28 protein-coding genes and 1 pseudogene are annotated in these 25,977 nt (G+C 73.7%); 12 read left to right on the top strand and 17 right to left on the bottom strand.

The features are described from left to right. Positions 1–9 precede the first annotated feature (9 nt). From AB0H28_RS08150 to AB0H28_RS08135, 4 genes are all read right to left on the bottom strand, one after another. The gene (locus AB0H28_RS08150) at positions 10–564 is read right to left on the bottom strand and encodes an NAD(P)H-dependent oxidoreductase (protein WP_358035846.1); all 555 of its coding nucleotides are present in this window, start codon (positions 562–564) and stop codon (positions 10–12) included. Between the two features lie 158 nt (positions 565–722). Beyond that, the gene (locus AB0H28_RS08145) at positions 723–1,706 is read right to left on the bottom strand and encodes an aldo/keto reductase (protein WP_358035844.1); all 984 of its coding nucleotides are present in this window, start codon (positions 1,704–1,706) and stop codon (positions 723–725) included. Between the two features lie 57 nt (positions 1,707–1,763). After that, entirely contained in the window at positions 1,764–2,021 is a 258-nt protein-coding gene (locus AB0H28_RS08140; protein WP_358035842.1) for a helix-turn-helix domain-containing protein, read from the bottom strand. After that, positions 1,990–2,715, bottom strand: coding sequence for a hypothetical protein (locus AB0H28_RS08135; protein ID WP_358035840.1), 726 nt, complete (start codon positions 2,713–2,715; stop codon positions 1,990–1,992). The genes AB0H28_RS08140 and AB0H28_RS08135 overlap by 32 nt, the downstream gene beginning before the upstream one ends. Before the next feature lie 124 nt (positions 2,716–2,839). Here AB0H28_RS08135 and AB0H28_RS08130 point away from each other — a divergent pair, with 124 nt between their 5' ends. Continuing rightward, positions 2,840–3,397: a nuclear transport factor 2 family protein gene (locus AB0H28_RS08130; RefSeq protein WP_358035838.1), complete on the top strand. Its 558-nt coding sequence runs from the start codon at positions 2,840–2,842 to the stop codon at positions 3,395–3,397. Here the strand turns inward: AB0H28_RS08130 and AB0H28_RS08125 are convergent. From AB0H28_RS08125 to AB0H28_RS08100, 6 genes and pseudogenes are all read right to left on the bottom strand, one after another. Beyond that, positions 3,382–4,236, bottom strand: coding sequence for an aldo/keto reductase (locus AB0H28_RS08125; RefSeq protein WP_358035968.1), 855 nt, complete (start codon positions 4,234–4,236; stop codon positions 3,382–3,384). The two genes, AB0H28_RS08130 and AB0H28_RS08125, sit on opposite strands and share 16 nt — an antisense overlap. A gap of 137 nt (positions 4,237–4,373) precedes the next feature. Then, on the bottom strand, positions 4,374–5,537 hold the full coding sequence (locus AB0H28_RS08120) for an endonuclease (RefSeq protein WP_358035836.1): 1,164 nt from the start codon (positions 5,535–5,537) through the stop codon (positions 4,374–4,376). Between the two features lie 67 nt (positions 5,538–5,604). Then, a complete protein-coding gene (locus AB0H28_RS08115; protein ID WP_358035834.1) occupies positions 5,605–6,144 on the bottom strand; it encodes a DUF1697 domain-containing protein in 540 nt (179 codons plus the stop codon). A 15-nt stretch (positions 6,145–6,159) separates the two neighbouring features. Continuing rightward, complete coding sequence (locus tag AB0H28_RS08110) at positions 6,160–6,915, bottom strand: FkbM family methyltransferase (RefSeq protein WP_358035966.1); 756 nt, start codon at positions 6,913–6,915, stop codon at positions 6,160–6,162. A gap of 13 nt (positions 6,916–6,928) precedes the next feature. After that, complete coding sequence (locus tag AB0H28_RS08105; RefSeq protein WP_358035832.1) at positions 6,929–8,677, bottom strand: sulfatase; 1,749 nt, start codon at positions 8,675–8,677, stop codon at positions 6,929–6,931. Between the two features lie 218 nt (positions 8,678–8,895). Continuing rightward, positions 8,896–9,552 (bottom strand): annotated as a pseudogene (locus AB0H28_RS08100) (CDP-alcohol phosphatidyltransferase family protein); the annotation flags it as partial. 113 nt (positions 9,553–9,665) lie between these two features. On the opposite strand from AB0H28_RS08100, the gene AB0H28_RS08095 reads away from it, so the two are divergent. The 3 genes from AB0H28_RS08095 (at position 9,666) to AB0H28_RS08085 (ending at position 12,431) form a co-directional block, all read left to right on the top strand. Continuing rightward, complete coding sequence (locus AB0H28_RS08095; RefSeq protein ID WP_358035830.1) at positions 9,666–10,448, top strand: serine hydrolase; 783 nt, start codon at positions 9,666–9,668, stop codon at positions 10,446–10,448. A gap of 781 nt (positions 10,449–11,229) precedes the next feature. Further along, positions 11,230–11,502 carry a hypothetical protein gene (locus tag AB0H28_RS08090; RefSeq protein ID WP_358035828.1) on the top strand — a complete coding sequence of 91 codons (273 nt, stop codon included), beginning with the start codon at positions 11,230–11,232 and terminating at the stop codon, positions 11,500–11,502. Then, positions 11,499–12,431, top strand: coding sequence for a helix-turn-helix domain-containing protein (locus tag AB0H28_RS08085; RefSeq protein WP_358035826.1), 933 nt, complete (start codon positions 11,499–11,501; stop codon positions 12,429–12,431). The genes AB0H28_RS08090 and AB0H28_RS08085 overlap by 4 nt, the downstream gene beginning before the upstream one ends. Before the next feature lie 93 nt (positions 12,432–12,524). Here AB0H28_RS08085 and AB0H28_RS08080 read toward each other — a convergent pair whose 3' ends face one another. The 4 genes from AB0H28_RS08080 to AB0H28_RS08065 all read right to left on the bottom strand — a co-directional run bounded on the left by AB0H28_RS08080 (position 12,525) and on the right by AB0H28_RS08065 (position 15,560). Continuing rightward, the gene (locus tag AB0H28_RS08080) at positions 12,525–13,034 is read right to left on the bottom strand and encodes a hypothetical protein (RefSeq protein ID WP_358035824.1); all 510 of its coding nucleotides are present in this window, start codon (positions 13,032–13,034) and stop codon (positions 12,525–12,527) included. A gap of 140 nt (positions 13,035–13,174) precedes the next feature. Then, the gene (locus AB0H28_RS08075; RefSeq protein WP_358035822.1) at positions 13,175–13,870 is read right to left on the bottom strand and encodes a hypothetical protein; all 696 of its coding nucleotides are present in this window, start codon (positions 13,868–13,870) and stop codon (positions 13,175–13,177) included. 2 nt (positions 13,871–13,872) lie between these two features. Continuing rightward, a complete protein-coding gene (locus tag AB0H28_RS08070; RefSeq protein ID WP_358035820.1) occupies positions 13,873–14,664 on the bottom strand; it encodes an ABC transporter permease in 792 nt (263 codons plus the stop codon). Next, complete coding sequence (locus AB0H28_RS08065; protein WP_358035818.1) at positions 14,661–15,560, bottom strand: ATP-binding cassette domain-containing protein; 900 nt, start codon at positions 15,558–15,560, stop codon at positions 14,661–14,663. Before AB0H28_RS08065 ends, AB0H28_RS08070 begins: the two co-directional genes overlap by 4 nt. A 133-nt stretch (positions 15,561–15,693) precedes the next feature. Here AB0H28_RS08065 and AB0H28_RS08060 point away from each other — a divergent pair, with 133 nt between their 5' ends. The 3 genes from AB0H28_RS08060 to AB0H28_RS08050 all read left to right on the top strand — a co-directional run bounded on the left by AB0H28_RS08060 (position 15,694) and on the right by AB0H28_RS08050 (position 18,572). Continuing rightward, the gene (locus tag AB0H28_RS08060) at positions 15,694–16,935 is read left to right on the top strand and encodes a histidine kinase (protein WP_358035816.1); all 1,242 of its coding nucleotides are present in this window, start codon (positions 15,694–15,696) and stop codon (positions 16,933–16,935) included. A 144-nt stretch (positions 16,936–17,079) separates the two neighbouring features. Then, positions 17,080–17,751: a response regulator transcription factor gene (locus AB0H28_RS08055; RefSeq protein WP_358035814.1), complete on the top strand. Its 672-nt coding sequence runs from the start codon at positions 17,080–17,082 to the stop codon at positions 17,749–17,751. 299 nt (positions 17,752–18,050) lie between these two features. Beyond that, positions 18,051–18,572 carry a hypothetical protein gene (locus tag AB0H28_RS08050; RefSeq protein ID WP_358035812.1) on the top strand — a complete coding sequence of 174 codons (522 nt, stop codon included), beginning with the start codon at positions 18,051–18,053 and terminating at the stop codon, positions 18,570–18,572. Positions 18,573–18,651: 79 nt separating this feature from the next. On the opposite strand, the gene AB0H28_RS08045 is transcribed toward AB0H28_RS08050, so the two are convergent. Continuing rightward, on the bottom strand, positions 18,652–19,428 hold the full coding sequence (locus AB0H28_RS08045) for a D-Ala-D-Ala carboxypeptidase family metallohydrolase (RefSeq protein ID WP_358035810.1): 777 nt from the start codon (positions 19,426–19,428) through the stop codon (positions 18,652–18,654). A 214-nt stretch (positions 19,429–19,642) separates the two neighbouring features. On the opposite strand from AB0H28_RS08045, the gene AB0H28_RS08040 reads away from it, so the two are divergent. Beyond that, on the top strand, positions 19,643–20,284 hold the full coding sequence (locus AB0H28_RS08040) for a hypothetical protein (protein ID WP_358035808.1): 642 nt from the start codon (positions 19,643–19,645) through the stop codon (positions 20,282–20,284). A 31-nt stretch (positions 20,285–20,315) separates the two neighbouring features. Continuing rightward, positions 20,316–20,780, top strand: coding sequence for a PPOX class F420-dependent oxidoreductase (locus AB0H28_RS08035; protein ID WP_358035806.1), 465 nt, complete (start codon positions 20,316–20,318; stop codon positions 20,778–20,780). On the opposite strand, the gene AB0H28_RS08030 is transcribed toward AB0H28_RS08035, so the two are convergent. Both AB0H28_RS08030 and AB0H28_RS08025 read right to left on the bottom strand, forming a co-directional pair. Then, positions 20,781–21,422, bottom strand: coding sequence for an NAD(P)H-binding protein (locus tag AB0H28_RS08030; protein WP_358035804.1), 642 nt, complete (start codon positions 21,420–21,422; stop codon positions 20,781–20,783). A 92-nt stretch (positions 21,423–21,514) separates the two neighbouring features. Further along, on the bottom strand, positions 21,515–22,747 hold the full coding sequence (locus AB0H28_RS08025) for a serine hydrolase domain-containing protein (protein ID WP_358035802.1): 1,233 nt from the start codon (positions 22,745–22,747) through the stop codon (positions 21,515–21,517). Between the two features lie 66 nt (positions 22,748–22,813). Between AB0H28_RS08025 and AB0H28_RS08020 the strand changes: the two genes are divergently transcribed. The 3 genes from AB0H28_RS08020 (at position 22,814) to AB0H28_RS08010 (ending at position 25,938) form a co-directional block, all read left to right on the top strand. Next, positions 22,814–23,407, top strand: coding sequence for a pentapeptide repeat-containing protein (locus tag AB0H28_RS08020; protein WP_358035800.1), 594 nt, complete (start codon positions 22,814–22,816; stop codon positions 23,405–23,407). 214 nt (positions 23,408–23,621) lie between these two features. After that, a complete protein-coding gene (locus tag AB0H28_RS08015) occupies positions 23,622–24,905 on the top strand; it encodes a hypothetical protein (protein ID WP_358035797.1) in 1,284 nt (427 codons plus the stop codon). A gap of 157 nt (positions 24,906–25,062) precedes the next feature. Further along, the gene (locus tag AB0H28_RS08010) at positions 25,063–25,938 is read left to right on the top strand and encodes a hypothetical protein (protein ID WP_358035795.1); all 876 of its coding nucleotides are present in this window, start codon (positions 25,063–25,065) and stop codon (positions 25,936–25,938) included. Positions 25,939–25,977: the final 39 nt, after the last annotated feature.

Genomic DNA, 25,977 nt, shown 5'->3' with positions numbered 1-25,977 from the left:
GGGTGGTTCTCAGCAGGCGTACGGGCGTGCCGCGCGACCCTCGCGCAACGCCAGGCCCCACCAGCACAACTCGTCGAGGAGCACCCGGACGTCCTGCCGGAGCCGTTCCTCGCCGTGCCCGGTGGGCTCGCCGTCGAGCAGGTCGACGCCGACAGTGTCCCGCACGGTCATCGCGTGCAGCGCGGTGAAGACCGTCCGGAGCTGGTCGACCGCGTGCAGGCCGACCGACCGGCAGCCGTACGAGACGAAGCCGACCGGCTTGGCCTGCCACTCGTCGTACGCGAAGTCGATCGCCTGTTTCAACGAGGCCGGGAAGCTGTGGTTGTACTCCGGGGTGACCACGACGAACGCCTCCGCCTCCGCCACCTGCCGGACGAACTCCCGCATCGCCGGCGTGGGCTCGGCGGGCAGCGCGGCCGGGAAGGCGTACCCGGCCAGGTCTAGTTCGTCCACGACCAGCCCGGCCCGGCCGCGGGCCTGAGAGACGAACCAGCGCCCGATCCGGTCGCCGACCCGCCCCTCCCGGGTGCTGCCGATGATCACGGCGAGCCGTAACGGCGTCATGCCACCCTCCCTCGCTGCCGGCCTCACCCCGCAGGCGCCAGAAGGCCCGCCAGATCTCTTCTGGCGGGCCTTCTGTCAGGGGTTCCTGGTCCGATCGGCGGCATGACCGAGGTGCGCATCGTCCGGTGGAGCACCGACGACCTGGCGCTGCTGGCAGGTCAGTGCGCGGCGTCCAGCCGGGCCCGCTGCTCGGCGGTCAGCTCCAGCTCCACCGCCGCCAGCGCCTCGTCCAGTTGCGCCACCGACGAGAAGCCCACCAGCGGGATCGCCGGCACGTCGCCGCCCATCAGCCAGGCCAGCACCACCTGGTTCACCGTGGCGCCGGTCTCGTCGGCCACCGCCCGCAGCGCGGCCAACCGGGCCGGGGTGCCGGGCAGGGCGTACGCGTCGTCGAGCCGCTCCGGCTTCGCGTACGCGCCCTTGAGCAGCGGCGAGTAGGCGACCAGGGTGAGCTGCGGCTCGGCCCGCAGATAGCTGGCCAGGTCGGGGCCGACCCAGCCGACGTCGCCGTCCGGGTCCAGGTCGCCCGGCCGGTCCACCCGCGGGGGCAGGTAGCTGCGGTGGTGTTGCAGCACCTCGTATCCGGGCAGGCCGGCCGCCGCCGCGATCGCCCGGGCCCGCTCCACCCGCCAGGCGCGGTGGTTGCTCGCGCCGAGCAGCCCGACCGTGCCCTCGGCGACCAGCTCCGCGAAGCCCTCGACAGTCTCCCGCAGCGCGACGGTCCGGTCCTCGATGTGGGCGTAGAGCAGGTCGATCCGGTCGACGCCGAGCCGGTCCCGGCTGCGCTCGGCGGACTCGCGGATCACCTTCGCGGACAGGCCCTCCGGGTTGTCCAGATAACTCGTGCCGGGTGCCAGCGGGCGGGCGCCGAGCTTGGTGGCGAACACGATCTCGGCACCGATCCCGCGGCTGCGCCGCCAGCGGCCGAGCAGTTCCTCGCTCTCCCCGCCCTGGCCGCCGTTGTGCCAGAAGGCGTAGTTGTCCGACGTGTCGACGAACGTGCCGCCGGCCGCCACGTAGCGGTCCAGGATGGCGTACGAGGTGGCCTCGTCGGTGGCGGTGCCGAAGAGCATCGCGCCGAGGCTGAGCACGCTGACCTCGCGGCGGGTGGCCGGGTCGGTGCCGATGGTGCGGTAACGCATGGAAGTCCTCCCCGTCGGAGCGTTCCCGCCACCCTGCCCCTTCGAGCGCACCCGAAGTCAAACCCCGATCGCCGGCCGGTCCAGCAGCCCGTCACCGGAGGCCGAACGCTGGTAGAGCACCCGGTGCCGGTCCCGCCGGCGGCGCACCAGACCGGAACGGAGCAGCACGCCCAGGTGGTAGGAGACGGTGGCCGGCGCCAGGTGGTGCCGCCGGCTCAGCTCGCCGGTCGAGCGCGGCACGTCCAGGTCGGCGAGGATGTCGGCCCGGCTCGTCCCGACCAGGTCACCGAGCAGCCGACGACCCGGGCCGGGCACCGGCGGGCCGGGTGCCGGATAGCCGAGCACGGCTTCCCGGGCGTCGCAGAACTGCACCGTGACCTGGGGCCAGGCCAGCACCGACGGGGTCACCACCACCTCGGTGTCGCGCAGCGTCGCCTCGGTGTGGAACCGGCTCTCGACCGACAGCGTCCCGGCCGTCCAGCAGGCTCCCCACGCCGCCGGTGGCCATCCGGGCGGCCCGCCCGGCCAGCTCGGCCTCCAACAGCGTGCGCACCTGCGGCCACCGGTCGGCCAGGGCCTCCTGCCAGAACCGGCGCAGGCCCACCGCCACCCGCGCGGCAAGCGTCCCCTCGGCCAGCGCCGCGCGCACCATTGGGGGCGCCGGACGGCCGCCGTAGCGGGCCGCGACCTGGGTCGCCACCAGCTCCGCCGGGGTGGCCGCGACCGCCGCCAACTGTCTCTCCAAAACGGTCTCGGGTGGCCCCGGCGGCGGCTTCGGGGTCAGCAGGTCCGGCATGTAGCCCGGCCGACCCGCCGGGGTGAGCAGGTGCGCGGCCAGCGCCACGTCCGGGTGGCGCAGCGCGGCGCGGGCGACCGGGCCGGGATCGCCGTGCACCGGGTGCCCGGAGCGGGTCAGGGTGACCCGCATCCAGTGCGTCGCCTCGGCGACCGGCGACGCGGCCAGCCGGAGCCGGGACAGGCTGAGGCCGTCCAACCGCGCGACCATCACGACCGCAGCGTACCGGGGCGCGGGAGGCGGCGCGGGGGCCGCCGTTCGAGCAGGTTCGAATCAGTACCACTCGATGGGCGTGCCGGGGTGCACTTGCGGTGCACCCGCCGAGCGAGGAGGCCACATGGGAGCCGTCCGAACCACCGCCCGCACGCTGGCCCTGACCGGGATGGCCGCCGGCGCCCTGGCCCTGCCGTCCACCGGCGCCGCGTCCGGAGCGCCACCGACCGGGTGCCGCGCCGCGTTCGACCGGGCCGTCCAGGCGTACGTCGACACGACCGCCCGCCACGACCTGCCCGGCTTCGCCGCCCTGCTGCACCCCGACGTCACGGTGGTCTTCGCCTCCGACGGGCAGGTGCTCGACGGCAGGCGGGAGACCGTGGACTGGCTGGCCGGTTTCTTCGCGGACCCGTCCTGGACGCAGTCCTTCACGGTCGCGAAGCGCACGGTCAGCGGCTGCCGGACCGGTTTCGTGCTCTTCGACTCGGTCTACGCCGAGCCGGCCGGGAACGTCCGGGTGCCGCTGCTGATCGGGGTGAGCTTCACCCACCAGCACGGACGCTGGCTGGTGGTGCAGAACCAGGACTCGGTGGGGCCGGATCTGACGGGGGCCGGCCCACCGTGGGCGCGGAGGAGGGGCCGCCGTGGCCCCTCCTCCGGAGGAGGTCAGCTCGGCACGTAGTCGAACGTGTCCGGGTTCGGGCCCTGCCGGCCGTCCTCGCCGCGGTCCAGCGAGGTGAGCCGCTCCATCGCGGCGTCGTCGAGCGTGAAGTCGAAGATGCCGAAGTTCTCCTCGATCCGCTTCGGCGTGACCGACTTCGGGAAGACGATGTCGCCGCGCTGCACGTGCCAGCGCAGCACCACCTGGGCCGGGGTCCGGCCGACCTGCTCGGCGAGGTCGACCACGGTCGGGTCGTCCAGCACCTTGCCCTGCGCGATCGGGGCCCACGCCTCGGTGAGGATGTTGTGCGACCGGTCGTACGACCGCACCTCCTCGTTGCCGAAGTAGGGGTGCGCCTCGACCTGGTTGACCGCCGGCACCACCTCCGCCTCGGCGGCCAGCCGCTCCAGGTGCGCCACCTGGAAGTTGGACACCCCGATCGACCGCACCCTGCCGTCGCGGCGGAATTCCTCCAGCACCTTCCAGGTGGAGACGAAGTCGCCGTCGTAGCGCGTGGGCAGCGGCCAGTGGATCAGGAACAGGTCGAGGTAGTCGAACTTCAACTCCCGCAACGACTGCTCGAACGCCTTGCGGGCGTCGTCCGGGCGGTGGAAGCCGTTGTTCAGCTTGCTGGTCACGAAGACGTCGCCCCGGTCCAGCCCGGAGGCGCGGACGGCCTGGCCCACCTCGGCCTCGTTGCCGTACATCTGGGCGGTGTCGATGTGCCGGTAGCCGACCTCCAGCGCCGTGCCGACCGCCCGCACGGTGTCCTTGGGCTCGATCTGGAACACCCCGAAGCCGAGCTGCGGGATGGAGTTGCCGTCGTTGAGCGAGATGTCCGGAACGGGGTTGGCGGCCATGTCGTGTCTCATCTCCGATCGTTCGGGGGTGCCCGGAAGCGCTTCCACCCTGGGGGCTCCCGGGCCGTGCTGCCACCCGCTGTTCCTACCCGCTCGGCGCCGGTCCTCACGCCGTCGCGGGGTGATCCGGGACAACGTCAGCCCCAGATCGCCCGCGCCCACTCCGGGTGGTCGACGAACGGGTTGCGGTTGCCCTGCCAGCGCTCGTAGATGCGCTGGTTGCGGCGCTGCTCGAAGGCGTCCGGCGGGTCCTGCTCGTGCCAGGCGAGCAGCTTCGTCAGCCGCCCGAGCCGGGGCGCGGCGCCGTTGGCCACCGAGTCGTTCGGCTCCAGGTCCGGCCAGCCGTCGTCGCCCTCGTACCGGATCGCCATGTAGAGGATCATCCGCGCGACGTCGCCCTTCACCGCGTCGCGCGGCTCGAACGAGTCGGCGTCGGTGTAGCAGCCGGGCGCCTGGGCGACCGCGCTGCCGCCGGTGTCGAAGTCCTTGTTGCCGCGGGCCGAGTTGACCGACACGTCCTCCGGTCGCAGGTGGTGCACGTCGGTGCCGGGACCGGTGGCGGTGCCGAAGTCGCCGTGCGACTTGGCCCAGACGTGTTCCCGGTTCCAGTCGTCGGGGCCGCCGCCGCTGGCGGTCTTGCTCTGCGAACGTCCGCTGTAGAGCAGCACGACGTTTGCCGGGTTCGCCGGGTCCTGGTCGGTGTCCCTGAGCGCCTCCCACACCTGGTCGTAGGTGAGTCGGGTCTGCACCTTGATGATGGCGTGCAGGGCGGTGCGCAGCGCCGGCCCGGTCTTGCCGGTGGCGGCGGCGTAGTAGCCGGTGGGCGTGCCGGTGCCGCTCGGCGTGGGGGTCGGCGTGGTGCCGCCGCCGAGGCTCATCGCGGTCGGGTTCTTCAGGCCGCCGTGGCTGAAGTAGGCGGTCAGGGTGCCGGTGGCGGTGACCTGCCGCCCGCGCAGGGACGGGTTGGCGAGCAACCCGAAGGTGCTCCGCCAGGCGGCCGTGACCTGCACGTACAGCATCCGGCCGGTGCTGGTCTCACCGGCCTGGTCGGCGATCGCGATGGCGGTGTCCGCGGTGTAGCCGGACGTGATCACCGTGTTGGTGGCGGTGGGCTGGCCGATGACCCAGCCGGTGACGGTGGCGGCGCGGCCGTCCTGGGCGGCCAGCGCCTGCGCGACGGTCAGGGTGGTCGCCGCCGACGCCGCGTTTGTCACCACCAGCGGGGTGGTGATGGTGACGGTCAGCGCGACCGCCGCGATCAGCCGCCCGGGTCGCGAGCGGGTGACGCTCCTAATATTCATGAACAGCGATGTTAGTCGCGATCGGGTGAACGCCGGGAGATCACGACGTCAACTTTCCGTCGACCGGTCAGCCGGCGGTCAGGTCGCGCAGGGCCAACACCGACTTCCAGTTGCGGGCCGTCGCCACCACACCCAACTTCCTCTCCAGGTACGCGGCGGTGAACTTGGTCCGCCCGTAACGGCCGGCCGGGAAGTGCAGGTGCACCTCGCGGCCGACCACCGCGTACTCCATCTCCTCGCCGGCCGGCACGGCCAGCTCGCCGACCCGGGCCGGGTCGGGCGCGGCGGACAGGAACACCACGAGCACCCGGGTCGGGTCGTCCTGGCGTCCGGCGTACGGGCTGGACCCGGCCACGGCGGCCAGCTCGCCGCCGTCGCGGACCAGGACCGGCACCCGCAGGCCCAACTCGTCGGCGAGCCGGGCCGCGATGCCCTCGGCCAGCACCTCGCCGCGGGTGGGTGGGCTGGTGAAGACCACGTTGCCGCTCTGCAGGTAGGTCTTGACGTCGGTGTGGCCCAGGTCGGTGACGACTCGGCGCAGGTCGGCCATCGCCAACTGGGCGTTGCCGACGTTGACGCCCCGCAGCAGGGCGGCGTAGCGGGTCATGGTCGCCAGCCTAGGTCAGGCGGACACCAGCCGGGCGTAGACGTCACCGGAACGGCCGGCCGGGCGGTACGTCTCCAGCAGCCGCACCAGGCCCGCCGCGTCGAGCCACTCGGGCGAGGCGAGGCGCATCGTCTCCACCGGCGAGTAGTTGTAGCGGTAGCCGCCCGCCCCCGCGCCCAACCGGTCCACCAGGTCGAGCGCGGCGAGCGCCGCGTCGTGCGCCGGTGGGAGATATTCGAAGGAGAGCCCGCGCACCGGCCGGCTCAGCCCGGCCAGCACGTCCACCTCGAAGCCCTCCACGTCGACCTTGCAGAACGCCGGTACGCCGTGCCGGGCGACGAGGTCGTCGAGCGTCACCACCGGCACCTCGACCGACCGGTCCCACCGCACCCCGGCGAAGCTCGGGTCGGCTGTGACCGAGTCGATCCAGGTCGACGACATGGTGGACACCGTCGGCGTCGCCGACGACAGTTCCAGCCGCGCCCGGCCGGCCCGGGCGCCGACCGCTGTCGGTTCGATCGCCACCTCGTCGTCGCGCCCGAAGGCCAGGCGCAGCACCCGCAGGCAGTCCGGCTGCGGCTCGACCGCGACCACCCGGGCGCCCAACCGCCGCCAGGTGCGCACCCGGCCCCCGACGTGGGCGCCGATGTCGAAGCCGAGGTCGCCGGGGGAGAGGAACTGGCCGTACAACTCCCGGGCGCGTCGGTGCTTGGCCGGCTGGCCGTGGTAGATGGCCAGGGACCGGGTGAGCCCCCAGGCCCGCGCGAGCATCGTCACGACGTTCCTAACTGTGAGTGCTGGACTGCGGACCGAAGGCCCGCAGGAACCGGTCGCGGAACGACTCCATCGGCCAGACGGGGGCGTCCGGGCCGGGGTTGAGGCCGTCCTGCCAGCCCCAACCGGAGATCCGGTCGAGCACGGCCGGATCCTTGGCCACGATGGTGATCGGCACGTCCTTGCCGGCCCCCTCCCCGGTCACCGCCCGCGCCGGCTGGTGGTCGCCGAGGAAGACCAGCACGAGGTTCTCGTCGCCGTACCGCTGGACGTAGGAGATCAACGTACGCAGCGAGTAGACGATCGACTGCCGGTAGGCCGTCCGGGTGCCCTCGTCCGCGCGGTTCGCGCGGTTGGTGCCCGCGAAGACCGACCCGTCGCCGAGGTCGTTCCAGTCGACCAGCTCGGGCACCGGCGTCCACGGGATGTGGCTGGAGAGCAGCGGGATCTCGGCCATCACCGGGGCGTGCCCGGGCGTGCGCTCCTGGCGCTGGAACGCCTCCAGGGTGAACTGGTCCGGTGGCGAGGAGAAACTGAACAGCGGCCCCCGGTAGCCGAGGTCCTTCGCGCCGTACACCCGGTCGGCGGCGAAGAAGTCGGCCTCCGGCCAGGCCCGGGTGAGGGCCGGCATGACCAGCGAGGTCCGCCACCCGGCCCGCTTGAACGCGCCGTTGAGGGTCAGCCGGTCGCTGTGCACCAGGTTCGTGTAGCGCAGTTGGTTGTCGGCGCGGATGCCGGTCATCAGCGTGGCGTGCGCCAGCCAACTCCCCCCGCCGGTGGTGGACGAGGTGAGGAACGCGCTGCGGCTGCCGTAGCCGGCCGCGGTCAACTGCCGCGTCCCCTCGTCCAGCGCGGCGTCCACCGCCGGGGCCAGCTCCGGATCCTCCACCGCCACCCGGCCGTAGCTCTCCACGAACGTGACCAGGACGTCCTTGCCGCGCAGGCCGGTCAGCAACCGATCGCCGGGGGTGTCCTGGAACCTGTCACCGGCGAGCTGGTCGTTGAGCCGCTCCTGGTCGTGCAACCCCGCGTTCACCTGCCGGGTCCGGTCGTAGACACCCGTCGCGACGGTGCCGGCGGCGACCGGCAGCCCGGGCACGAGCTGCGCGCCGAGCACGGCGCAGACGACCCAGGCGGCGGCGAACGCCGCGGTGGCGCGGGCGCTGACCAGCCGGTGCTCGCCCAGCAGCCGGGCCAGCCGCCGCGCCGACAGCGTCATCAGCACCGGTACGGCGACCACCGCGACCACGGCCACCGCCACCGCGCCCACCTGGGCGGCCCGGCCGTACGACTCGGACAGGAACTCCGCGCCGGCACCGAGGAAGGCCCAGTCGGCGATCAGGTCGAAGCGCCGGTCCAGGACGGCCGAGAAACCGAGGTCGGCGAGGGTGAGGACGAAGACCACGCCGAGCAGCGCGCCGAGCCCGGTGGCCACGATCCGGCGCGGCCTCGGCGGCAGCACCAGCAGCAGGACGACCGCGACCAGCCCTTCCACCGGGATCCGGAGGAACGCGGCGGGGGTGAGGTCGTCGACGTCGGCCGGCGCGACCAGGGCGGCCAGCACGAGCGCGGCGGCCAGCACGGTGCCGGCCACCCAGCGGCCCCGACGGCGACGCCCGTCGACGGTGGCCGCGTTCGTGGCCGCCGGGGGCGCGGTGGCCGGGTCGGCGGTGGCCGGGTCGGCGGCCTTGGCGTCGGTCGCGGTCGGGTCGGCCGGTGCGGAAGCCGGGGGCGGGGCCAGGTCGTCGTCGCTGGTCACGGGCGCGGACCGCCGACCTCGGCGCGGGCCACCAGCACCGCAGCGCCGGGCTCCCAGCCACTGTGGCGGGTTGCCGGTGTGGCGGCGCGGACCGTCCCCGGCCGCGGGAACGACGGACGGGCGACGGTGGGACGGGCGACGGTGGGACGGGCGACGGTGGGACGGGCGACCTCTGGACGGGCGACCTCCGGGTGGACCGCCTCCGGGTGGCGGGCCGCCGGCCGGACCGCGCGGGCGCGGTGCCGCCACCGCCAGCGCACGTCACGACCGAACGACTCGACCAGCAGCGCGAGCGCGCCCACCAGCACCGCCGTGGCGAGCGCGCCGGGCAGCGCGTCCGCCGCCACCACGGCCAGCGCGATGCCCTGGATCGCGGCGACCGTCTTTCGCCAGTAGCGCGGCGGCAACGAGCCGTTCAGCCAGGGCAGCATCCAACCGGCCGCGACGAAGGCGTACCGCATCGCGCCGATCATCAGCACCCAGGGACCCACCTGGCCGGTCACGTACACGCAGAGCACCAGGACGAGGAAGGAGTCGACCTCCATGTCGAACCGGGCCCCGAGCGCGCTGACCGTGCCGGTACGCCGGGCCACCTGCCCGTCCACCCAGTCGAGGGAGAGGGCAACGGCGGTGAGCGCGACCAGCACCGGAACCACGACCGGTCGGCTGAACGAGTCCGCCACCAGCGCGGTCACGCCGCCGGCCAGCGTGGCCCGGCCCAGCGTCACCCAGTCGGCCGGCCCGAGCCGGTCCGCGCCGGAACGACGCAGCCCGTGACCGAGCACGGCGAGCGTCACCACCCCGTATCCCAGGCCGGCCAACCAGCCCGCCGGGCCCAGGCCGACCGTGCCGGCGAGACCCGCCAGCACACCCATCTGAAGGATAGTCCCCGCGAATGGATCAGTCCGAACCAATGACACTGTGCCTCCGAGTTGCGCGTCACGACCCACCGGTCTGTACGCAGAACATGCCCTAACGGTTCGCTCTGATGCCGAAACTCGCCCTCACGAGTGGCTTCGCGTCGAGGACCCGCACCGGATGCACCGCGCACCAGCCGGGTGTCGGCGCCGACCGCGGGGGTCGGCGGGGCCGGCGCGCCGGATTCGGCGTCTGGTCCACCGCCGAGGACCTGGCCCGGCTCACCGCCGCCATGCTCGCCGGCACCGCGCCCGGCGCCGACGCGGCCACCCCCCGCTTCGACGACGAGGACGGCCGCCGGATCGGCTACGGCTGGTTCACCAGCCGATACGGCGACCGGGAGATCGTCTGGCACAACGGTGGCACCGGCGGCTTCCGGGCGTACGTCGGCTACGAACGCGCCACCGGCCGGGGAATCGTGGTGCTCAGCAACAGCGCCCACGACGTCGACGCGCTGGGTCTGCGGCTGCTCGGCGTGGGCGGCGACGCGGCGAACGAGTCCATCGGCCTGCCCAGCTGGATCGGCGCCGCCCTGGCGTTGGCGTTCACGTTCCTCGGTGGCCTGTCGCTGTGGAGCACCGCCCGGGGCGGCCCGGACCGGCTCACCGTGCTGTCCGCCGCCGTCTGGGCGGTGCTCAGCCTCGGCCTCGGTCATCGGCTCGGCGACTGGTCGCTGGTGCCGGGCTGGATCTGGCCGCTCGGGGCCGCGCTGACCGGGGCCGCCGCGGCACTGGCCGCCCGCCACTGGCGCGACCTGCCGGTCGTCGCCGGGGGGCCGTCGTGGAGGCGGTGGGCGGGATCGGCGCTCTCCGCCGCCTTCGCCGTCGCGGCCGTGGTGGTGATCGCCGCGTGACCAACGTGGGCGGGTGCGGGTTCGGCCTGCGCCGGACGCCGCCGCAGTACGCATGTTCGAGTTCGATTGGTGTTGCTTTCGAGCAAAAATGCGCTCACTTGATGCTTCGCATGGCTCACGTGGTGCCGGTCACACTCGAAGGTGGTGGGTGAATCCGTTGACAGCGCAAGCTGTTACGGCGGGTCGCACGGTTGGTTCATCAGCGACATACCCGGACACTCATACTGTGAGCGGCTTCTATGAGCTGATCGTGCGATGTCGCCTCGGCCGAGAGGGTGGGGCCGTTCGGTGGACCTATTATTACTGGCTGGTCACATGGTGACCGCCGTCACGTTTCCCCTGGTCAATGAAGAGGGGGCCGATCCGCGCCCACGGACGGCCCCCAGGTCCGGCGACGACCCACGTCCTGAGAGAGCGTCTTCCGGTGAGCGGCGGAGGCGATGCCCGAGCCTCGCTCGGGCCTCCGCTGCACTTGCACTATAGAACGTTGTTCGCCAACCGTCCGGCAACTCTCGCTGCGGTAGGAGTAAACAACTCACCGGGTTGTTCGGGCACGGAGAGTGCGAAACTGACGACATTTCGCGGCAATGAATTCATGCATAGCGATGTAATCACGTCTCGCCGGCCGGTCGTCTGAGAGGATTCCGGGAGCGGTCAGCGAGGATCCGTCAGGCGCCCACCTGGCGAACTGCCCGGACTGTCCGCCTCTTCACGACCCACGTCCGGGTAGGCGACCCGCAGCGGGGGCTGCGGGTCTCTACTCACAGTAGAGAGGATCCTCGTGAGCGCGCAGCGTCCACGGGGGTCGAGGACGTCATCCTCTTCCGGTGACGTCCCGACCCTGACCGCCACCATCGCCGTCTCCGCGACCGTACTCATGTTGATGCTGTTCAGCGTCGTCTCCTGGAGGCTGGGTAACGCCACTCTCGCCGCGCTCGCCGGTACGGGAGCCTGCACGCTTGCCGCAGAGGCTGTTCGGCGGTATCTCGGGGATGCCACGAGGCGTCGCGAGGCGGAACAGAAGGTCGACGACACGACGAGGTCCGCCGAGTGACCGGCCGGCCGGAAAAGCCGCTGGACCCGTCCGGAGGGCCTGCGGTGCAATTCGCGGCCCATCTGCGTCGTCTGCGCCAGGAGGCCGGCACACCGACCTACCGAACCATGGCGAGCCGTTCCTTCTACTCAGTCTCCACCTTGTCGGTCGCTGCCAGCGGCACCCGTTTCCCGAGCTGGCGGTGCGTCGAAGCGTACGTCCGTGCCTGCGGCGCGCGGGACGAGGACGTCGTACTCTGGATGCGGCGTTGGCGCACAGTCCACCGTCGACTCCAGCACGAGAAGCAGGTCGCGCGGCGTGCGGCCAGGGTCGACGCGGCATCTGGGGACGCAGGGCGGCCACGATCCGCCGCGATCCGCCGTACGTCGCTCCCGATGCTCGATGTCCGCTTCGTCGAAGTCGGACCGAGCCCGGTGATGGACTTGGCGGAATACCTCGTTGCCCTGGGGCACATCCGTGGTGAGACGGGCCTGAGTCTGCGTCGCATCGCTGCACGCTCACGGCTCATGACATTGCCCGGCACCGACGTTTCCGGGGGCCTCACTCGTTCCCAGCTGCACGAGATGCTCAATGGCCGAGCTCCGCTGCGTCCGCGTCATGTGCTCGCCTACCTGCTGGCATGCGGCCTTCCGGAGGACCGCGCCGGCGAGTGGGTAGCCCGGCTCCACCAACTCCACGACCAGGAACAGCGGGCCAAGAGCGCGCTCACCGCTCTCAAGTCCGGCACCGACGAGTACCACATCCTCCTGCCGATCCACAGCGCCGATCCGCAACGGCCTCTGGCTGGCGCACATGCGCCTGCGGTCCGATCGGTGCCCAAGCCCCAGCGCGAGGCGGAGGTAGGAAGGGGGAAGCATCGTCTGCGCAGGCCTTGGACGGCATTGCTGGGCCGGTTCGCCGCATCGAAGAGAAGCGAGCCCAGAACCTGACGACACTGCCACAGCCCGAGTTGGTAGGAGCGGCCCTCCTCTCGGTCTCGTCAGCGATCTGCTCGACCTCCCCGGCGCGAAGATCGGATCGGGTCAGGCGGCGCGAAGCGGCGGCAGGCCCAGCGCGGCGCGTACCTTGGCCGCCTGCCGGACGCCGTCGTGGGCGCGGGCGGCCCGGATCTCGCGGCGCAGCTCGGTGGCGCTGCGGGCCCCGGTCGCCAGCCTCCAGTGCCGCAGTGCCACCTCGTGCTCGGCGAGCAGCGTCGCCATCGGCGCCTGCACGGTCGCCGGCCAGCGGACGGCCCGCAGCTCAGCGGCGCAGGTCTCGTTGGCGGCGACGATCGCCGCGGCCCGCTCCCGCACCGACCGCCACGGCCGGCCCGCCTGCTCGGCCTCCGCCAGCTCGTCCCGGGCGATGTCGTACGCCGCCACCACGGCCAGGTAGCGCCCCTTCGCCTCCTTGACGGTCAGCGGCGCCGCCACGGTGCTCGGCGTCGGGCCCGCCGGTGGCGGCAGGGCGACAGGCTCGGCCCCGCCGCCGCAGCCGGCGAGCAGCAGAACCAGGACCGGAGCTATGAGCCGAGCACGCACAGAAACTCCCATCACCCGGCCCCCGAGTATAGGACGCCCCCCGCGCCCCGACCCCCGCCACTGATTCACGGAAAGAGTGGTGATGCGGGCCCGAATGAGCCCTCTTTCCGTGAATCAGCGAAACGGGGGTGGGGCTCGTGGGGCTCGTGGGGCTAGTGGGGGTGGGGGAGCAGGCGGTAGTACTGCCGCCTGCCCTCGTCGCGTACCACCACGCCGAGCCGGGCCAGCTCCCCGTGCAGCTCCCGGACCTCGGCGTCACGGCTGTCCTTCAGCGCCCGCTCGCGGGCCCGCAGCAGCGCGTCCGCGCCGGTCGGCAGTCCCGGCAGCCCGGGCACCCACCGCCGGTACGCGTCCCGGTGCGGATCCTGGTCGAGCCACAGCCAGCCCTGCCCGGTGAACGCCGTCCGCAGCCGCCCGGCGTCCAGGTCGGACCGCTCCCGGGCCAGCTCGCCGCCGGCGGTGTCCAGCAGCACCAGCGCCTTGCCGTCGACGAACACGCCGGCCACGTCGGCCCGCGCCACGTCCCGGCCGTGCCCGTCCCGGTGCAGCCGCACCGACCGGCGCCCGACCGTGACGGTCAACCGCTCCCGGGTGCCCACGACCGCCAGGACCACCCCGGCCAGCGCCACGACCGCCGCACCGAGCGGGTACGACCGCTGGTCCGGCCACCTGTCGAGCAGCTCGAACACGCCCTGGAACGGGAACCAGGCCAGTCCGGCGAGCCAGCTGGACAGGGCGGTCAGCCCCACGCCGACGCCGGCCCCGAACAGCGGGAATCCGGCCCACATCAGCACCAGCTCGCCGACCCCGCCGTCGACCACGGCGTCGCCGGGCTCCCGGGGCGGCACGGTCAGGACACCTCCCGCCGCATCGTGCGGATCAAGCCGGCGACCAGCGGCAGCAGCATCCAGAGGGCCAGCGAGACGCCGAGCCGTTCCCACTGCCCGACAGTCACGTCCGGGCTCAGCAGCGGCTCCATGGTGCGCGAGGTGTCCAGCCAGCCGGCCGGCCCGCGCAGTCCTTCGATCATCGCGGCCAGCACGCTCCACACGGTCGGCAGCAGCAGGTAGGTGACGATCGCCAGCGGCGTGTTCAGCAGCAGCAGCCCGAATCCGGCCCCCATCAGCACGTTCGCCACCTGGAACACCGCCGCGTACGGCAGCAGTTGCCAGTCGAACGTCCAGGCGCCCGCCCCGCCGGTGGCCCGGGCGGCGAGCGTGCCGGCGGCGGCGACGGCGAGGCTGACCAGCACCGAGGCGAGCGCGGCCAGCACCACCGCGGCGAGCTTGGCGACGATCACCCGCTCCCGGCGGGGCACCAGCGCGAACGTGGTCAACGCGGTGCGCTGGGACCACTCGCCGGTGATGGAGAGGATGCCGAGCACCGGCAGCAGCAGCCCGACCGGCAGCAGCGACGGCGTGAAGAACGCGGTGAACGTCTGCTCCGGTCCGTCGGTGACGAAGAGCTGCACCACCACGATGGCGACCGCGATCGACCCGATGCTGATCAGCAGCCAGCGCCCGGCCCGGGTGTCGGCGAGCTTGCGCAGCTCCACCCGGGTCAGCCGGCCCAGCGAGGGCCCGGCGGCGGTCGGCTCGTGCCGCGCCGGTGCGGTGGGAACGTCAGCGGTGGCGGTGGTCATCGGACGGCCTCCTTGGTCGACGCGCCGGCGGTGAGGGTGAGGAAGAGCTGCTCCAGCCCGCCGGTGCCGGCCGGACGCAGTTCGGTGAGGACCAGCCCGGCGTCGGCCGCGGCCTGGCCGACGGCCTCCGGCTCGGCCCGGACGACGAAGCCGCCGTCGGTGCCGGCGGTGGCCGGGAGCGCGGCGCGGTCCAGGGTGAGCCGCAGCGCGTGCTGGTCCCGGGCCCGGACCAGGGTGCCGGCGCCGGCCAGCAGCTCGTCCTTGGCGCCCTGGGCGACGACCCGGCCGCCACCGATCACCACCAGCCGGTCGGCCACCGCCTCCACCTCGCGCAGCAGGTGCGAGGAGAGCAGCACGGTGCCGCCCCGGTCGGCGAAGTCGCGCAGCAGGCCGCGCATCCAGTAGATGCCCTCCGGGTCGAGGCCGTTGGCCGGCTCGTCCAGGATCAACACCCGTGGGTCGCCCAGCAGCGCCAGCGCCAGGCCGAGCCGCTGCCGCATGCCCAGGGAGTACGCGCCGACCCGCCGCCGGGCGGCGGTGTCGTTCAGCCCGACCAGGTCCAGCTTCGCGGCCACCTGCCCCCGGTCCACGCCCATCACGCGGGCGGCCAGGGTGAGCGTCTCCCGACCGGTGCGCCCGGCGTGCTGGGCGGAGGCGTCGAGCAGGACGCCGATCTCCCGCCCCGGGTTGGGCAGCTGCCGGTAGGGCCGGCCGGCCACCGTGGCCCCGCCCGAGCTGGGCGGCGTCATCCCGCAGATCATGCGCATCGTGGTGGACTTGCCGGCGCCGTTCGGGCCGAGGAATCCGGTCACCGTGCCCGGTTCGCAGCGAAAGGTGACGTCCTCGACGGCGGTGTGCGGGCCGTACCGCTTGGTCAGGTGGTCGACTTCGATCATGCCGGAAAGCCTGCCGGGGCCACCCGGTGATCCGCTGCGGCCGGCGGTCGCCGCCGGCACCGACCTCGGTTCACCGCCGGCGTCGACTTTGGTAGCTGGCCGGTGGCCCGGCCGGCTCCCTAGCATTGGGCAGGTGAGCAGCGTCGTCGTACCCGACCACCCCTGGCTCCTGCCGGGCTCCCTGGTCCCGGCCCGAGCCCCCCGCCGTACCCCGCGGGACTGGTTCGTCGACGGCCTGCTGTTCCTGATCGCCCTGCTCTGGGTGCTCGTCGCGCACGAGGACGCGGTGAGCCGCGACCCCGAGTTCGCGCTCAACATCGGGCCGGACTGGCTGATCGGGCTCGACCTGCTCGCCGGTCTGCTGGCGACCGGCGCGCTCTGGCTGCGCCGCCGCTGGCCGATCGGGCTGGCCGTGGCCACCGCGCCGCTGGCGCTCTTCTCCGTCACCGCCGGGGCCGTGCTGCTGATCTTGCTGTTCACCGTGCTGGTGCACCGGCCGCTCCCGGTGGGGCTGACGCTGCTCGGCTGGCACCTGATCACGGCGCTGCCCTACATCGCGCTGCGCCCCGACCCGGCCATGCCGCTCTGGGCGGCCATGGCCTGGACCGTGCTGTTCCTCGGCATCGCGGTGGCCTGGGCGTTGTTCGTCCGGGCCCGACGCCAGCTCGTGCTGTCGCTGCGCGACCGGGCCGAGCGGGCCGAGGCCGAGCAGCAACTCCGGCTCGACCAGGCCCGCCGGCTCGAACGCGGCCGGATCGCGCGGGAGATGCACGACGTGCTCGCCCACCGGATCTCCCTGCTCAGCCTGCACGCCGGGGCGTTGGAGTTCCGCCCGGACGCGCCGCCGCAGGAGGTCGCCCGGGCGGCCGGGGTGATCCGGGCCAGCGCGCACGCCGCGCTGCAGGACCTGCGCGAGGTGATCGGGGTGCTGCGGGCCGAGGTGGGTTCCGAGGCCACCCCGGAACGGCCGCAGCCGACGCTCGGCGACGTGCCCGCGCTGGTCGCCGAGAGCCGGGAGGCAGGGGTACGCGTCAGCGTGGTCGACGAGGTGGCCGAGCCGGCTGGGGTGCCGGTGGCGATCGGGCGCAGCGCGTACCGGATCGTGCAGGAAGGGCTCACCAACGCCCGCAAGCACGCGCCCGGCGCGGTGGTCTCGGTCCGGCTGGCCGGCGGCCCCGGCGCCGGGCTGACGGTCGAGATCAGCAACCCCTGGCCGGTGGGCGGTCCGGCGACCGCGATTCCCGGCGCCGGCACCGGGCTGGTCGGCGTCGCCGAACGAGTGTCGCTGGCCGGCGGGCGACTCGACCACGGCCGCGACCCCGACGGCGACTTCCGGCTGACCGCGTGGTTGCCCTGGGCGGTGCCGCATGAGTGAACGCACCGAGCGGAGCGAGGGCCGTGGGCGCATGCCCGGTCGGTGCGGCGTGAGTGAACGCACCGAGCGGAGCGAGGGCCGTGGGCGCATGCCCGGTCGGTGCGGCATGAGTGCGGTCCTGCGGTCGGCGGCGGGGGTGGTCCGATGAGTGACCAGGTGCGGGTGCTGATCGTGGACGACGACCCGCTGGTCCGGGGTGCGCTGTCGATGATCCTCGGCGGCGTACCCGACCTGACCGTGGTGGGTGAGGCCACCGACGGCGCCGAGGTGCCCGCGGCAATCGCCGCACACGCCCCGGACGTGGTGCTGATGGACATCCGGATGCCCCGGGTGGACGGGCTGGCCGCCACCGAGGCGCTGCGGTCGGCGGCGGAGCCGCCCGAGGTGCTGGTGCTGACCACCTTCGACGCCGACGAGCAGGTGCTACGGGCGTTACGTGCCGGGGCGAGCGGCTTCCTGCTCAAGGACACGCCGCCGGCTGAGATCGTGGCGGCGGTACGCCGGGTCGCGGCGGGGGAGGCGACCCTGTCCCCGGCGGTGACCCGCAAGCTGATCGCACACGTGACCGCCGTCGCGCCGGCGCCCGGGCCGGACCCGAGACAGGAGCGGGCGACGCGGCTGCTGAGCGGGCTGTCCGAGCGGGAGCGGGAGGTCGCGTTACTGCTGGGCCGGGGGCGAACCAACGCGGAGATCTCCGCCGAGCTGTTCATGAGCGTGGCGACCGTGAAGGCGTACGTGTCGCGGCTGCTCACCAAGCTGGACCTGAACAACCGGGTGCAGGTGGCGCTACTGGTGCAGGACGCCAACCTGGCCTGACCCCGCCCCGTGCGGTCCACGGCTGGATGGAGATCTTGGAAGGAAAGTGCCCCTGGAGGGGCCGGGAGCTTCCAAGATCTGCGGCCGAGCTGGTCTGCGGCGGAGCGATCTTGAGATCGACTTGAGCCGGCTACGCCACCGCCGTGCCAGCTGGGGGCCACGGCGTGGCCGTGAGCGGGTTGGCGGAACTGCCCACCGCGTGCCGGCATTGAACTGCTGCCGGTGTCCGGCCGTACCAGTGGGCGAGGATGTGGTGCGGCCGGTCCGCCGCACCGCTGCCGAGCTGCGGGAGGCCTGCCGTGCGAGTTGGTGAGCAGTCGAGGGATCCCATCGACCAGATCCTGGGTGACGTGCCGGTGCCGGCGACGTTGACCCCCGAGGACGTGCGCCTCGCGGTCCGGGCGGTGGTGGTGCACGCCGCCGAGGAATGGCCCGCGGGGCCGAAGTGCCGCAACGACGGTGCGGCGTTCCCGTGCCGGTTGCACCGCTGGGGGCGCCGGGTGCTGGAGACACACGGGCTGAACGAGCGCCAGATCGACGCGCTGATCCGGCACGGCAACCCGTTCGTGCACGTACCGTTCCCGTTCGTGCTGACCGGCCCGTCTGCGCGCCCGGCCGCGGCGCAGGCCGTCCGACCCGGCCTCGCTCAGACCGCCCGGCCGGGCGCGGGCCAGGCTGTCCGGCCGGGCCCCGCCGCTCCGGCCGCCGGTCAGCGCGGCGCCGTCCCGCGGGCTGCGGCGCCGCCGGTACGACCCGGGCCACGTCCCGCCGCCGGCCGGTCGGCGCCCACCGCCCGACCGAGTTGGCCCCGGGCGAGCTGATCCTCCCGCCCGAGCGTGGTGTTAAGCGGGGGCCCCGCCTCTACCGAAAGCGTTAACAGGGGGCCCCTCCTTACCTCGGTCAGTTGATGCCGCAGGTCGGGGCGGACCAGTTGGTGGTGTTTGCCGACCTGTCCTTGTTGTTCTCCCGGCGTGAGTCCACGTGCACGTGGTCGCCGTGGTCCGGGTAGCCGGGGCCGTAGATGCCGCTGAAGCCCCTGTCGCGCGCCGACCGGGCGATCTCGCAGAGGGTCCGGCTCCGCGAGATCAGGTCGGCCGCGTCGCCGTACAGGTGCTGGCTGTCCGAGGTGCCGCCGACCTGCCGGTTGCAGGCGACGCTGCGGAAGCCGCTGGTCACGTAGAGCGGCTTGTCGCCGAGGCTGCGCCGCAGCGCCTCCAGCTTCCACATGGCGCGCACGGCGTTCTCCCGAGTCGCGGCCGGGGAGAGCGGACCGCCGCTCCACCCGCCCTTGCCGCAGCCGTTGTCCAGCTCGGCGTAGCTGAAGTGCTTCGGCGTGCAGTCGTCGTCCTGGAGGGCGTAGATCTTGGCGAACGTCTGCGGGCCGGCGATGCCGTCGGCCCGCAGCCCGTACGCGGCCTGGAAGCGCCGCACCGCGGCGGCGGTCTCCGGCCCGTACCGCCCGTCGACCCGGACGATGCCGCGGTACGCGGCCCAGCCGGCCACCCGGATCTGGAGCTGCCGGACGTCGGCGCCCGAGCTGCCGGTGGCGAGCGTCCGGGCCCAGGTGTAGCAGCCGTCGGCGTGGGCCGGTGGTGCGGCGACGACGGTCGCGACGGCAGCGCCGGGCAGGGCCAGCGCGAACGCGACGGCCGCCCGCTTGAGGGTGTTGACGCGCACAGGAGTCCTCCCGATGAAGAGCGGATCTGGGGTCGGGACGGCAGAACGACCGATACGTCCCGTCCTTCTCACCGTGACAGCCGCCGGGGGTCTTCGTGGTGATTAGCGGAAATTGTCTTCACATTCGGTCGCGTCGGAGGCGCGCGGTAACGTCTGCTCCCGGGCCCGGATCGACCGGCCCGGGCGGCGGCCTGCACACGGGGGAGGTGGGGGGTTGGCGCGAGGCGGCGTGTTCTGCGTCGAGGGGCAGTGGCACCGAGACCTCAACGAGCGGGGGTCCGTCCTGCCCACGCTCGAACTGCTCGAACGACTGGGTCGGATCCGCTACATCCACAAGGACGCCGCCACCCGTGACGAGTTGTTCTACTTCCTCGACCGCTGGCTGCTCAAGCAGTACGCCGACCACCGGGTCGGCTTCTTCGCCATGCACGGCGAGCCGAGCCGGCTCTGCCTCACCGACTGGGACTCGGTCGAGCTGGCCGACGTGGCCGAGCGGATGGCCGGCCGCTGCGAGGGGCGACGCCTCTACTTCGGCAGCTGCTCCGTGCTGCGCGCCTCCGACGCCACGCTCCGCGGCTTCCTGGAGGTCACCGGCGCGGCGCTGATCTGCGGCTTCACCCGCGACGTCGACTGGGTCGAGTCGGCGGCCTTCGAGACCGTGCTGCTCGACGTGCTGGCCAACGGGCATCGGCACAACGCCGCCGAGCTGCGGATGGGTTCGGCGCACTGGGCGCCGCTCGCCGCGTACCTCGGTTTCCGGGTGATCTATGCCAACGGCCGTGCCTGGCGGCCCACCGCGCGCCCCCGCGTGCCCGAGCAGGTCTCCCCGCGCCGGGCGCCCGCCCGCCCGCGCTGAGAACCGCCCGCCGGCCTGGTAGAACCGAGGCATGCCACGCAGCATCGCGCGCAACACCCGGGTCGACCGGGACGCCCTGACCGAGTTCCTCCGCCCCCGGCACCGCGTCGTGCTCATGACGACCCGCGCCGACGGCCGGCCCCAGTCGTCCCCGGTCTCCTGCGGCGTCGACGCCGAGGGTCGGCTGGTCATCTCCACCTATCCCGAGCGGGCCAAGGTGACGAACATCCGCCGCGACCCCCGCGTCTCGGCGTGCGTGCTCTCCGACGACTGGGACGGCCCGTGGGTGCAGGTCGACGGCGTGGCCGAGGTGCTCGACCTGCCGGCGGCGCTGGACCCGCTCGTGGACTACTTCCGCAGCATCTCCGGTGAGCACCCGGACTGGGACGAGTACCGGGCCGCCATGGTCGCGCAGGGCAAGTCGTTGATCCGGGTGACGATCTCCGCCTGGGGTCCGATCGCCACCGGCGGCTTCCCGGCCCGGCTGGCCGACTGATCAGTACGCGGCGGTGAAGCGCGCGTTGCCGAACCTCGGGTTCTCGATCTCGTCGACGATCGCCACCGCCAGGTCCTCGTAGGTGAGCACCGAGCGGCCCTGCGCGTCGGTCACCGGGTGGTCGGTGCCGGTGCGGTAGTGCCCGGTCCGCTCGCCGGGGTGGAACTCCAACGGTGGCGGGGAGACGTAGGTCCAGGTCACCCCGTCGGCCGAGGAGCGGTAGAACTCCAGGGCGTCGGCCTGCCCCTGCGCCGAGTCCCGATATTCGGGTGGAAAGTCCGACTCGTCCAGGAATCGGGTGCCGTTCGACGTGAGCAGCGTCGCGCCACCGCCGACATGGATCACCCGGGGTGGCTCGGGCAGCTCACGAAGCGTGTCGACAAGCGTCCGCGCGGCGTCGCGCCACAGCTCGCGCTCACCGCCGCCGATCGCCACCACCAGCACGTCTGCGCCCTCGGCCAGCTCGCGCACGCTCCGCGCCGAGGTCGCGTCGCCGGTCACCGTGCGTACGCCGGGCGGCAGGTAGCCGACCGCCTCCGGCCGGCGGACCGCCGCGGTGACCCGGTGCCCCCGCTCGACCGCCTCGGCGGCGATCCGGGAGCCGGCCGTCCCACCGGCGCCGAACACGACGATGTCGCTCATGCCTCACAGGCTAGGCAGCGTGGCGGCGACCGGGTGCCGTTCCGCCGGAACCCGCCCGGCCGGTTCGATCGGCGCGGCCGGCCCGGCCGCGCTCAGTCGACAAGCGCCGAGTAGACGAGCTGGCGCAACTGGCTGCGCAGCGGGTAGGTGCTCGACGGCATGAGCTGGGTGAAGAGCAGCGCGGTGACCTGCTCCACCGGATCCACCCAGAACGCGGTGCTGGCCATGCCGCCCCAGTAGTACTCGCCCGTGCTGCTGGGCACCCGCGCCGGCACCGGGTCCAGCACCACGGCGAAGCCCAGCCCGAAGCCGATCCCGTCGAGGACGGTCTCGCTGAACCCCTCCGGGGAGAACGAGGCGAGGTCCCGGCCGCCGGGCAGGTGGTTGCGGGTCATGAAGCGCAGCGTGCGGGGGCCGAGCAGGCGTACCCCGTCCAGCTCGCCGTCGCGGAGCAGGAACTGGGTGAAGCGGTGGTAGTCGGCCGCGGTGGAGACCAGCCCGCCGCCGCCGGAGTGCCAGCTCGGCTCCGCCAGCGCGGCCCGGCCGAGCTTGTCGGCGCGTACCGCCTGGCCGGTCGCGGGGTGCGGGGCGTAGAGCGCGGCCAGCCGTTTGGCGTCCGCCGGGTCCACCCACCAGCGGGTGTCGGTCATCCCGAGCGGACGCAGGATCCGTTCGGTGAAGAACGCGGCCAGTGACTGCCCGGAGACCACCTCGACCAGGCGGCCCAGCACGTCGGTGGAGACGCCGTAGTTCCAGCTCGTGCCCGGCTGGAAGAGCAGCGGCAGCCGGGCCAGCCCGGCCGAGGCGGCGGCGAGGTCCGTGCCCGGGGGCACGCCGAGGTCGAAGCCGGCCGCCCGGTAGAGGCCGTCGACCACCGAGACCTGGGCGAAGCCGTACGTCAGACCGGAGGTGTGGGTGAGCAGGTGCCAGATGCGGATCGGCTCGGTCGCCGGCACGGTGTACGGCTTGAGCACCGACCCCCGGTCGTAGACCCGGACGTCGGCGAACTCCGGCAGCCAGCGGCTGACCGGGTCGGTCAGCTCGAACCGGCCCTCCTCCCAGAGCATCATCGCGGCGACCGAGGTGATCGGCTTGGTCATCGAGTAGATGCGCCAGAGCGTGTCCGCCTCGACCGGCGTGCCGGCCTCCCGGTCGCGCTGCCCGTACGTCGACGAGTGGGCGATCTCGCCCCGGCGGGTGACGACGATCTGCCAGCCGGCGAGCCGACCGTCGTCGACGTAGCGGGCGAAGTGCTCGTCGATCCGGGTCAGCCGGGCGGAATCGAAGCCGAGACGGTCGGGGTCGGTGCTCACTGCGACGCTCACCTCCGCGAACCTACCCGCCGGTACGGCGCGCCGGAAGTGTCGGCCGGCCACACTAGTCTCGGCGGTATGCCGGAGCCCGCCGAGGACGTCACCTACCGCCACCAGGACTGGTACGCCGAAGAGTTGGCCGACCGGCGCTACGTGCGGTGCGAGTTCCTCGACGTCGACCTCACCGAGGCGGTCAGCCGGGGCGCGGTCTTCACCGAGTGCGTCTTCGGCAACGTGGCGTTCAACGCCTCCCGGCACACCGACTCGGCATTCACCCGGTGCACGTTCATCCGGTGCAACCTGTTCGAGGCCGAGTTCACCGGCTGCAAGCTGGTCGGCAGCAGTTTCGACCGCTGTGACCTGCGCCCGTTGCGGGTCGACCGGGGCGACTGGTCCTTCGTCGCGCTGCCGGCAGCCGACCTGCGCGGGGCGCGGATCACCGACGCGCGGATGCGCGAGGTCGACCTGACCGGCGCCGACCTGACCGGCGCGGTGCTCACCGGGGTCGACCTGTCCGGCGCCCAGTTGCGCGGCGCCAAGCTGACCCGCGCCGACCTGCGCGGCAGCGACCTGTCCACGCTCGACCCGACCGCTGTCGAACGCGCCGGGGCGCGCGTCGACGTCGAGCAGGCCGTGGCGCTGGCCCAGGCCCTCGGTTTCCAGGTCGGCTGACCCTTCACTCACGAGCGACATACCCGAGAGTCATAACTATGACGCTCAGGTATGTCCGTTTCTACCCCACCTTCCTTCCCGACCCGACACGCCCGGGCCGGCCGGGCGGCGATCGGTGTGCTTCGACGGCTTTTCGAAGATCGGAGCGTGTGTCATCCTGCCCTGCGGCGAGCCATGGTGACGGCCGCCCGCGTCTGCGGCCGAGGGAGGGGCATTGGCTGAGGACGACAGCACGCGGTCCGGGATCCGGGTCGGTGGCTGGCTGCCGGCCGCGCCGGTCGAGTCGGCCGGCCCGCCGCCACCGCCCGCCGGTCCGCGTCGACTGCCCGACGATCCGAACCTCGCGGCGGCCGAACCGCCGACGCCGACCGGGCCGGTGCCGCTGGTCGGCCCCGCTGCGGCCGGGCCCGGGCTGACCGGCCTGCCTCCGGCCGGGCCCGGGCTGACCGGCCCGGCCTCGGGCTGGCCGTCGGCGCGGGGCGACCTGGACGCCTCGTGGCCTCCGGGCGGGCTGCGGCCGATCGGTGCGTACCCCTCGGGGGGTGGGGGAGCGGCGCCGGTCGCACCCGGGCGGCACACCGCCCCGGAGAGCCTGCGCGCGCGGCTCGCCGGGCTGGCCGGCCCGCTCGCGGTCCGGCTGCGCGAGGGCGCCACGCGGCTGCGCGCGGCGTACCCCCGGTTGCGCGGAGGTTTCCGCCCGGCGGCCGGGTCCGCCGCCGAGACCCCGGCCACCCGGGTCGGCGCGGCGCGGGCCCGGCGCCGACGTCGGCGGGCGGTGCTGGCCACCGCGGCGCTGGCCGCGTCGGTGGTGGCGCTGGCGTACTCCGTCCGGCCGCCGGACGCGCCCCCGCGCCGCCCCGCGGTGCCGGCGGCCGCGCCGACCGGGTCGATGCCCGCCCCGACCGCGGCACCGCCCACTGTCGTGCCGGTCACCGGCGAGCCGGCGCTGCCGGGCGGCCCGCTGCTCGGGGTGGACCAGGAACCGGTGCCGGCGGCGGTGTCGCTCACCCTGCTCGGCGTACGGGACTGGCGGCACTGGGGCGGCGCGGGCGCGGGCAGCGTCCAGCGCAAGCAGCGCAGCACCGGGGAGATCCAGGACCCGAGCGGCGCGCGGCTGGAACACAACGCCGGACCGTCGGGGCTGACCTGGACCGACGGCACGCCGACGGTCCGGGAGGAGGGCACCCGGGCGGGCGTCTTCCAGCGCGGCGCCGGGAAGTCCTTCGCGCTCGCCGTGGCCGGCAGCGGGGATCTGCGGACCGTGCGGCTGTTCGTCGGCGCGTTCTCGGCCGGGGCGCGGCTCGACGTCTCGCTCTCCGGCGGCGGCGGCGATCCGGCCGTCCGGGAGGTGGCCCTGGCCCGGGGGGACCGCTTCTACCAGTTCGTCATCCACTTCCGGACGCCGCGCGACCAGCGGCTGCTGATCAGTTGGCGGGCCCTCACGGTGACCGGCGGGCAGAACGACGGGGTGTCGCTGGAGGCGATCACGGTAAGCTGACCGACCGCGCAGCCGGTCCGCGCGACCGGCGCTTGGTAACGAACTGGAAACGCCCGCCGATGCACATATGGCGCAAACGGCCGGGCGGTGACACGGTTAGGCCCGTCGCGCTCCGGCCGCTCCCCGGCGGCGTCGCGTCAGACGAAGCGGAGGTGTGGTGGGCGAGGAGGACCGTGCACGAACCGGCCCCGGCTCGCACCGAGAGGGCCGTCCGCTCACCCGGTCCGCGCTGCGCCGACTGCGCCGCCGGCGGCGGCTGATGCTGGAGGCCCTGGCCGCGCTCCTCTGCCTGGCGGCGCTGGTGGCCTACCTCGGGGCCGAGCGGCACGACACGCCCCGCGAGGAGAGCGCGGCGCTCCCGGTGGCACCGCCCGGCCGGGTGGGGCTGCCGAGCGAGGGCGACGGCGCGGTCGTCACCCCCGGGCTGCGCCCCCGCCAGCACCCGCCGTCGCCGAGCCCGTCCCCCTCGACCGCGGCGCCCGCCACGTCCGCGCCGCCGACCGTCGCGGTCAGCCGTGCCGAGGTGCCCGCCTCGGTCGACCTCACCGCCGCGGGCGTCGCCGACTGGGTCCACTGGGGCCTGCTCGGCGCCGACCGGACGGTCCGCAAGCGCGGCGGCTCCGGTGAGATCCGGGACGAGGGCGGCCGAGGGAAGCGGGAGAGCTACCGCAACAACCCGGAGGCGTACGCCTGGCGCGACGGCAGCCCGGTGGCCTCGGCCAGCGGCACCATGTCCGGCGTCTACACCTGCGACCGGGGCAGCGGCTTCCGCCTGACGGTGACCGGCAACGGCCAACCCCGCACCGTGCACCTCTACGCCGGGCTCTGGATGGCCCGCGGCCGGCTCGACGTGCGGGTGGGTGGCGGCCCGGCCAGCACGATCCGGATGGAGGACCCGCACACCGCGATGACCGCCGACTTCACCGTCCGGTTCCGAGCCCCGCGCGGCGAGAAGCTGCTGCTGACCTGGACCGTGGAGGAGGCCCTCGGGCAGTGCGGCAACGTCAGCCTCCAGGCCGTCGCGCTGCGCTGACCGCCGGCCCTCCCGGGTCACCGGGACAGTTTGTCCGTC

Source organism: Micromonospora sp. NPDC050980 (assembly GCF_040653835.1).
Lineage (GTDB): Bacteria > Actinomycetota > Actinomycetes > Mycobacteriales > Micromonosporaceae > Micromonospora.
This window is presented reverse-complemented; position numbering and strand designations above follow the sequence as displayed.

Excerpts from the sequence above, each read along its gene's own strand:
- AB0H28_RS08125 (WP_358035968.1), bottom strand. The coding sequence starts at position 4,236 with ATGGCCGCCAACCCCGTTCCGGACATCTCGCTCAACGACGGCAACTCC.
- AB0H28_RS08030 (WP_358035804.1), bottom strand. The coding sequence starts at position 21,422 with ATGAGCGACATCGTCGTGTTCGGCGCCGGTGGGACGGCCGGCTCCCGG.
- AB0H28_RS08020 (WP_358035800.1), top strand. The coding sequence starts at position 22,814 with ATGCCGGAGCCCGCCGAGGACGTCACCTACCGCCACCAGGACTGGTAC.
- AB0H28_RS08070 (WP_358035820.1), bottom strand. The coding sequence starts at position 14,664 with ATGACCACCGCCACCGCTGACGTTCCCACCGCACCGGCGCGGCACGAG.
- AB0H28_RS08110 (WP_358035966.1), bottom strand. The coding sequence starts at position 6,915 with ATGCTCGCGCGGGCCTGGGGGCTCACCCGGTCCCTGGCCATCTACCAC.
- AB0H28_RS08080 (WP_358035824.1), bottom strand. The coding sequence starts at position 13,034 with ATGGGAGTTTCTGTGCGTGCTCGGCTCATAGCTCCGGTCCTGGTTCTG.
- AB0H28_RS08145 (WP_358035844.1), bottom strand. The coding sequence starts at position 1,706 with ATGCGTTACCGCACCATCGGCACCGACCCGGCCACCCGCCGCGAGGTC.
- AB0H28_RS08095 (WP_358035830.1), top strand. The coding sequence starts at position 9,666 with ATGCCGAAACTCGCCCTCACGAGTGGCTTCGCGTCGAGGACCCGCACC.
- AB0H28_RS08055 (WP_358035814.1), top strand. The coding sequence starts at position 17,080 with ATGAGTGACCAGGTGCGGGTGCTGATCGTGGACGACGACCCGCTGGTC.
- AB0H28_RS08035 (WP_358035806.1), top strand. The coding sequence starts at position 20,316 with ATGCCACGCAGCATCGCGCGCAACACCCGGGTCGACCGGGACGCCCTG.
- AB0H28_RS08065 (WP_358035818.1), bottom strand. The coding sequence starts at position 15,560 with ATGATCGAAGTCGACCACCTGACCAAGCGGTACGGCCCGCACACCGCC.
- AB0H28_RS08150 (WP_358035846.1), bottom strand. The coding sequence starts at position 564 with ATGACGCCGTTACGGCTCGCCGTGATCATCGGCAGCACCCGGGAGGGG.
- AB0H28_RS08115 (WP_358035834.1), bottom strand. The coding sequence starts at position 6,144 with ATGACCCGCTACGCCGCCCTGCTGCGGGGCGTCAACGTCGGCAACGCC.
- AB0H28_RS08130 (WP_358035838.1), top strand. The coding sequence starts at position 2,840 with ATGGGAGCCGTCCGAACCACCGCCCGCACGCTGGCCCTGACCGGGATG.
- AB0H28_RS08120 (WP_358035836.1), bottom strand. The coding sequence starts at position 5,537 with ATGAATATTAGGAGCGTCACCCGCTCGCGACCCGGGCGGCTGATCGCG.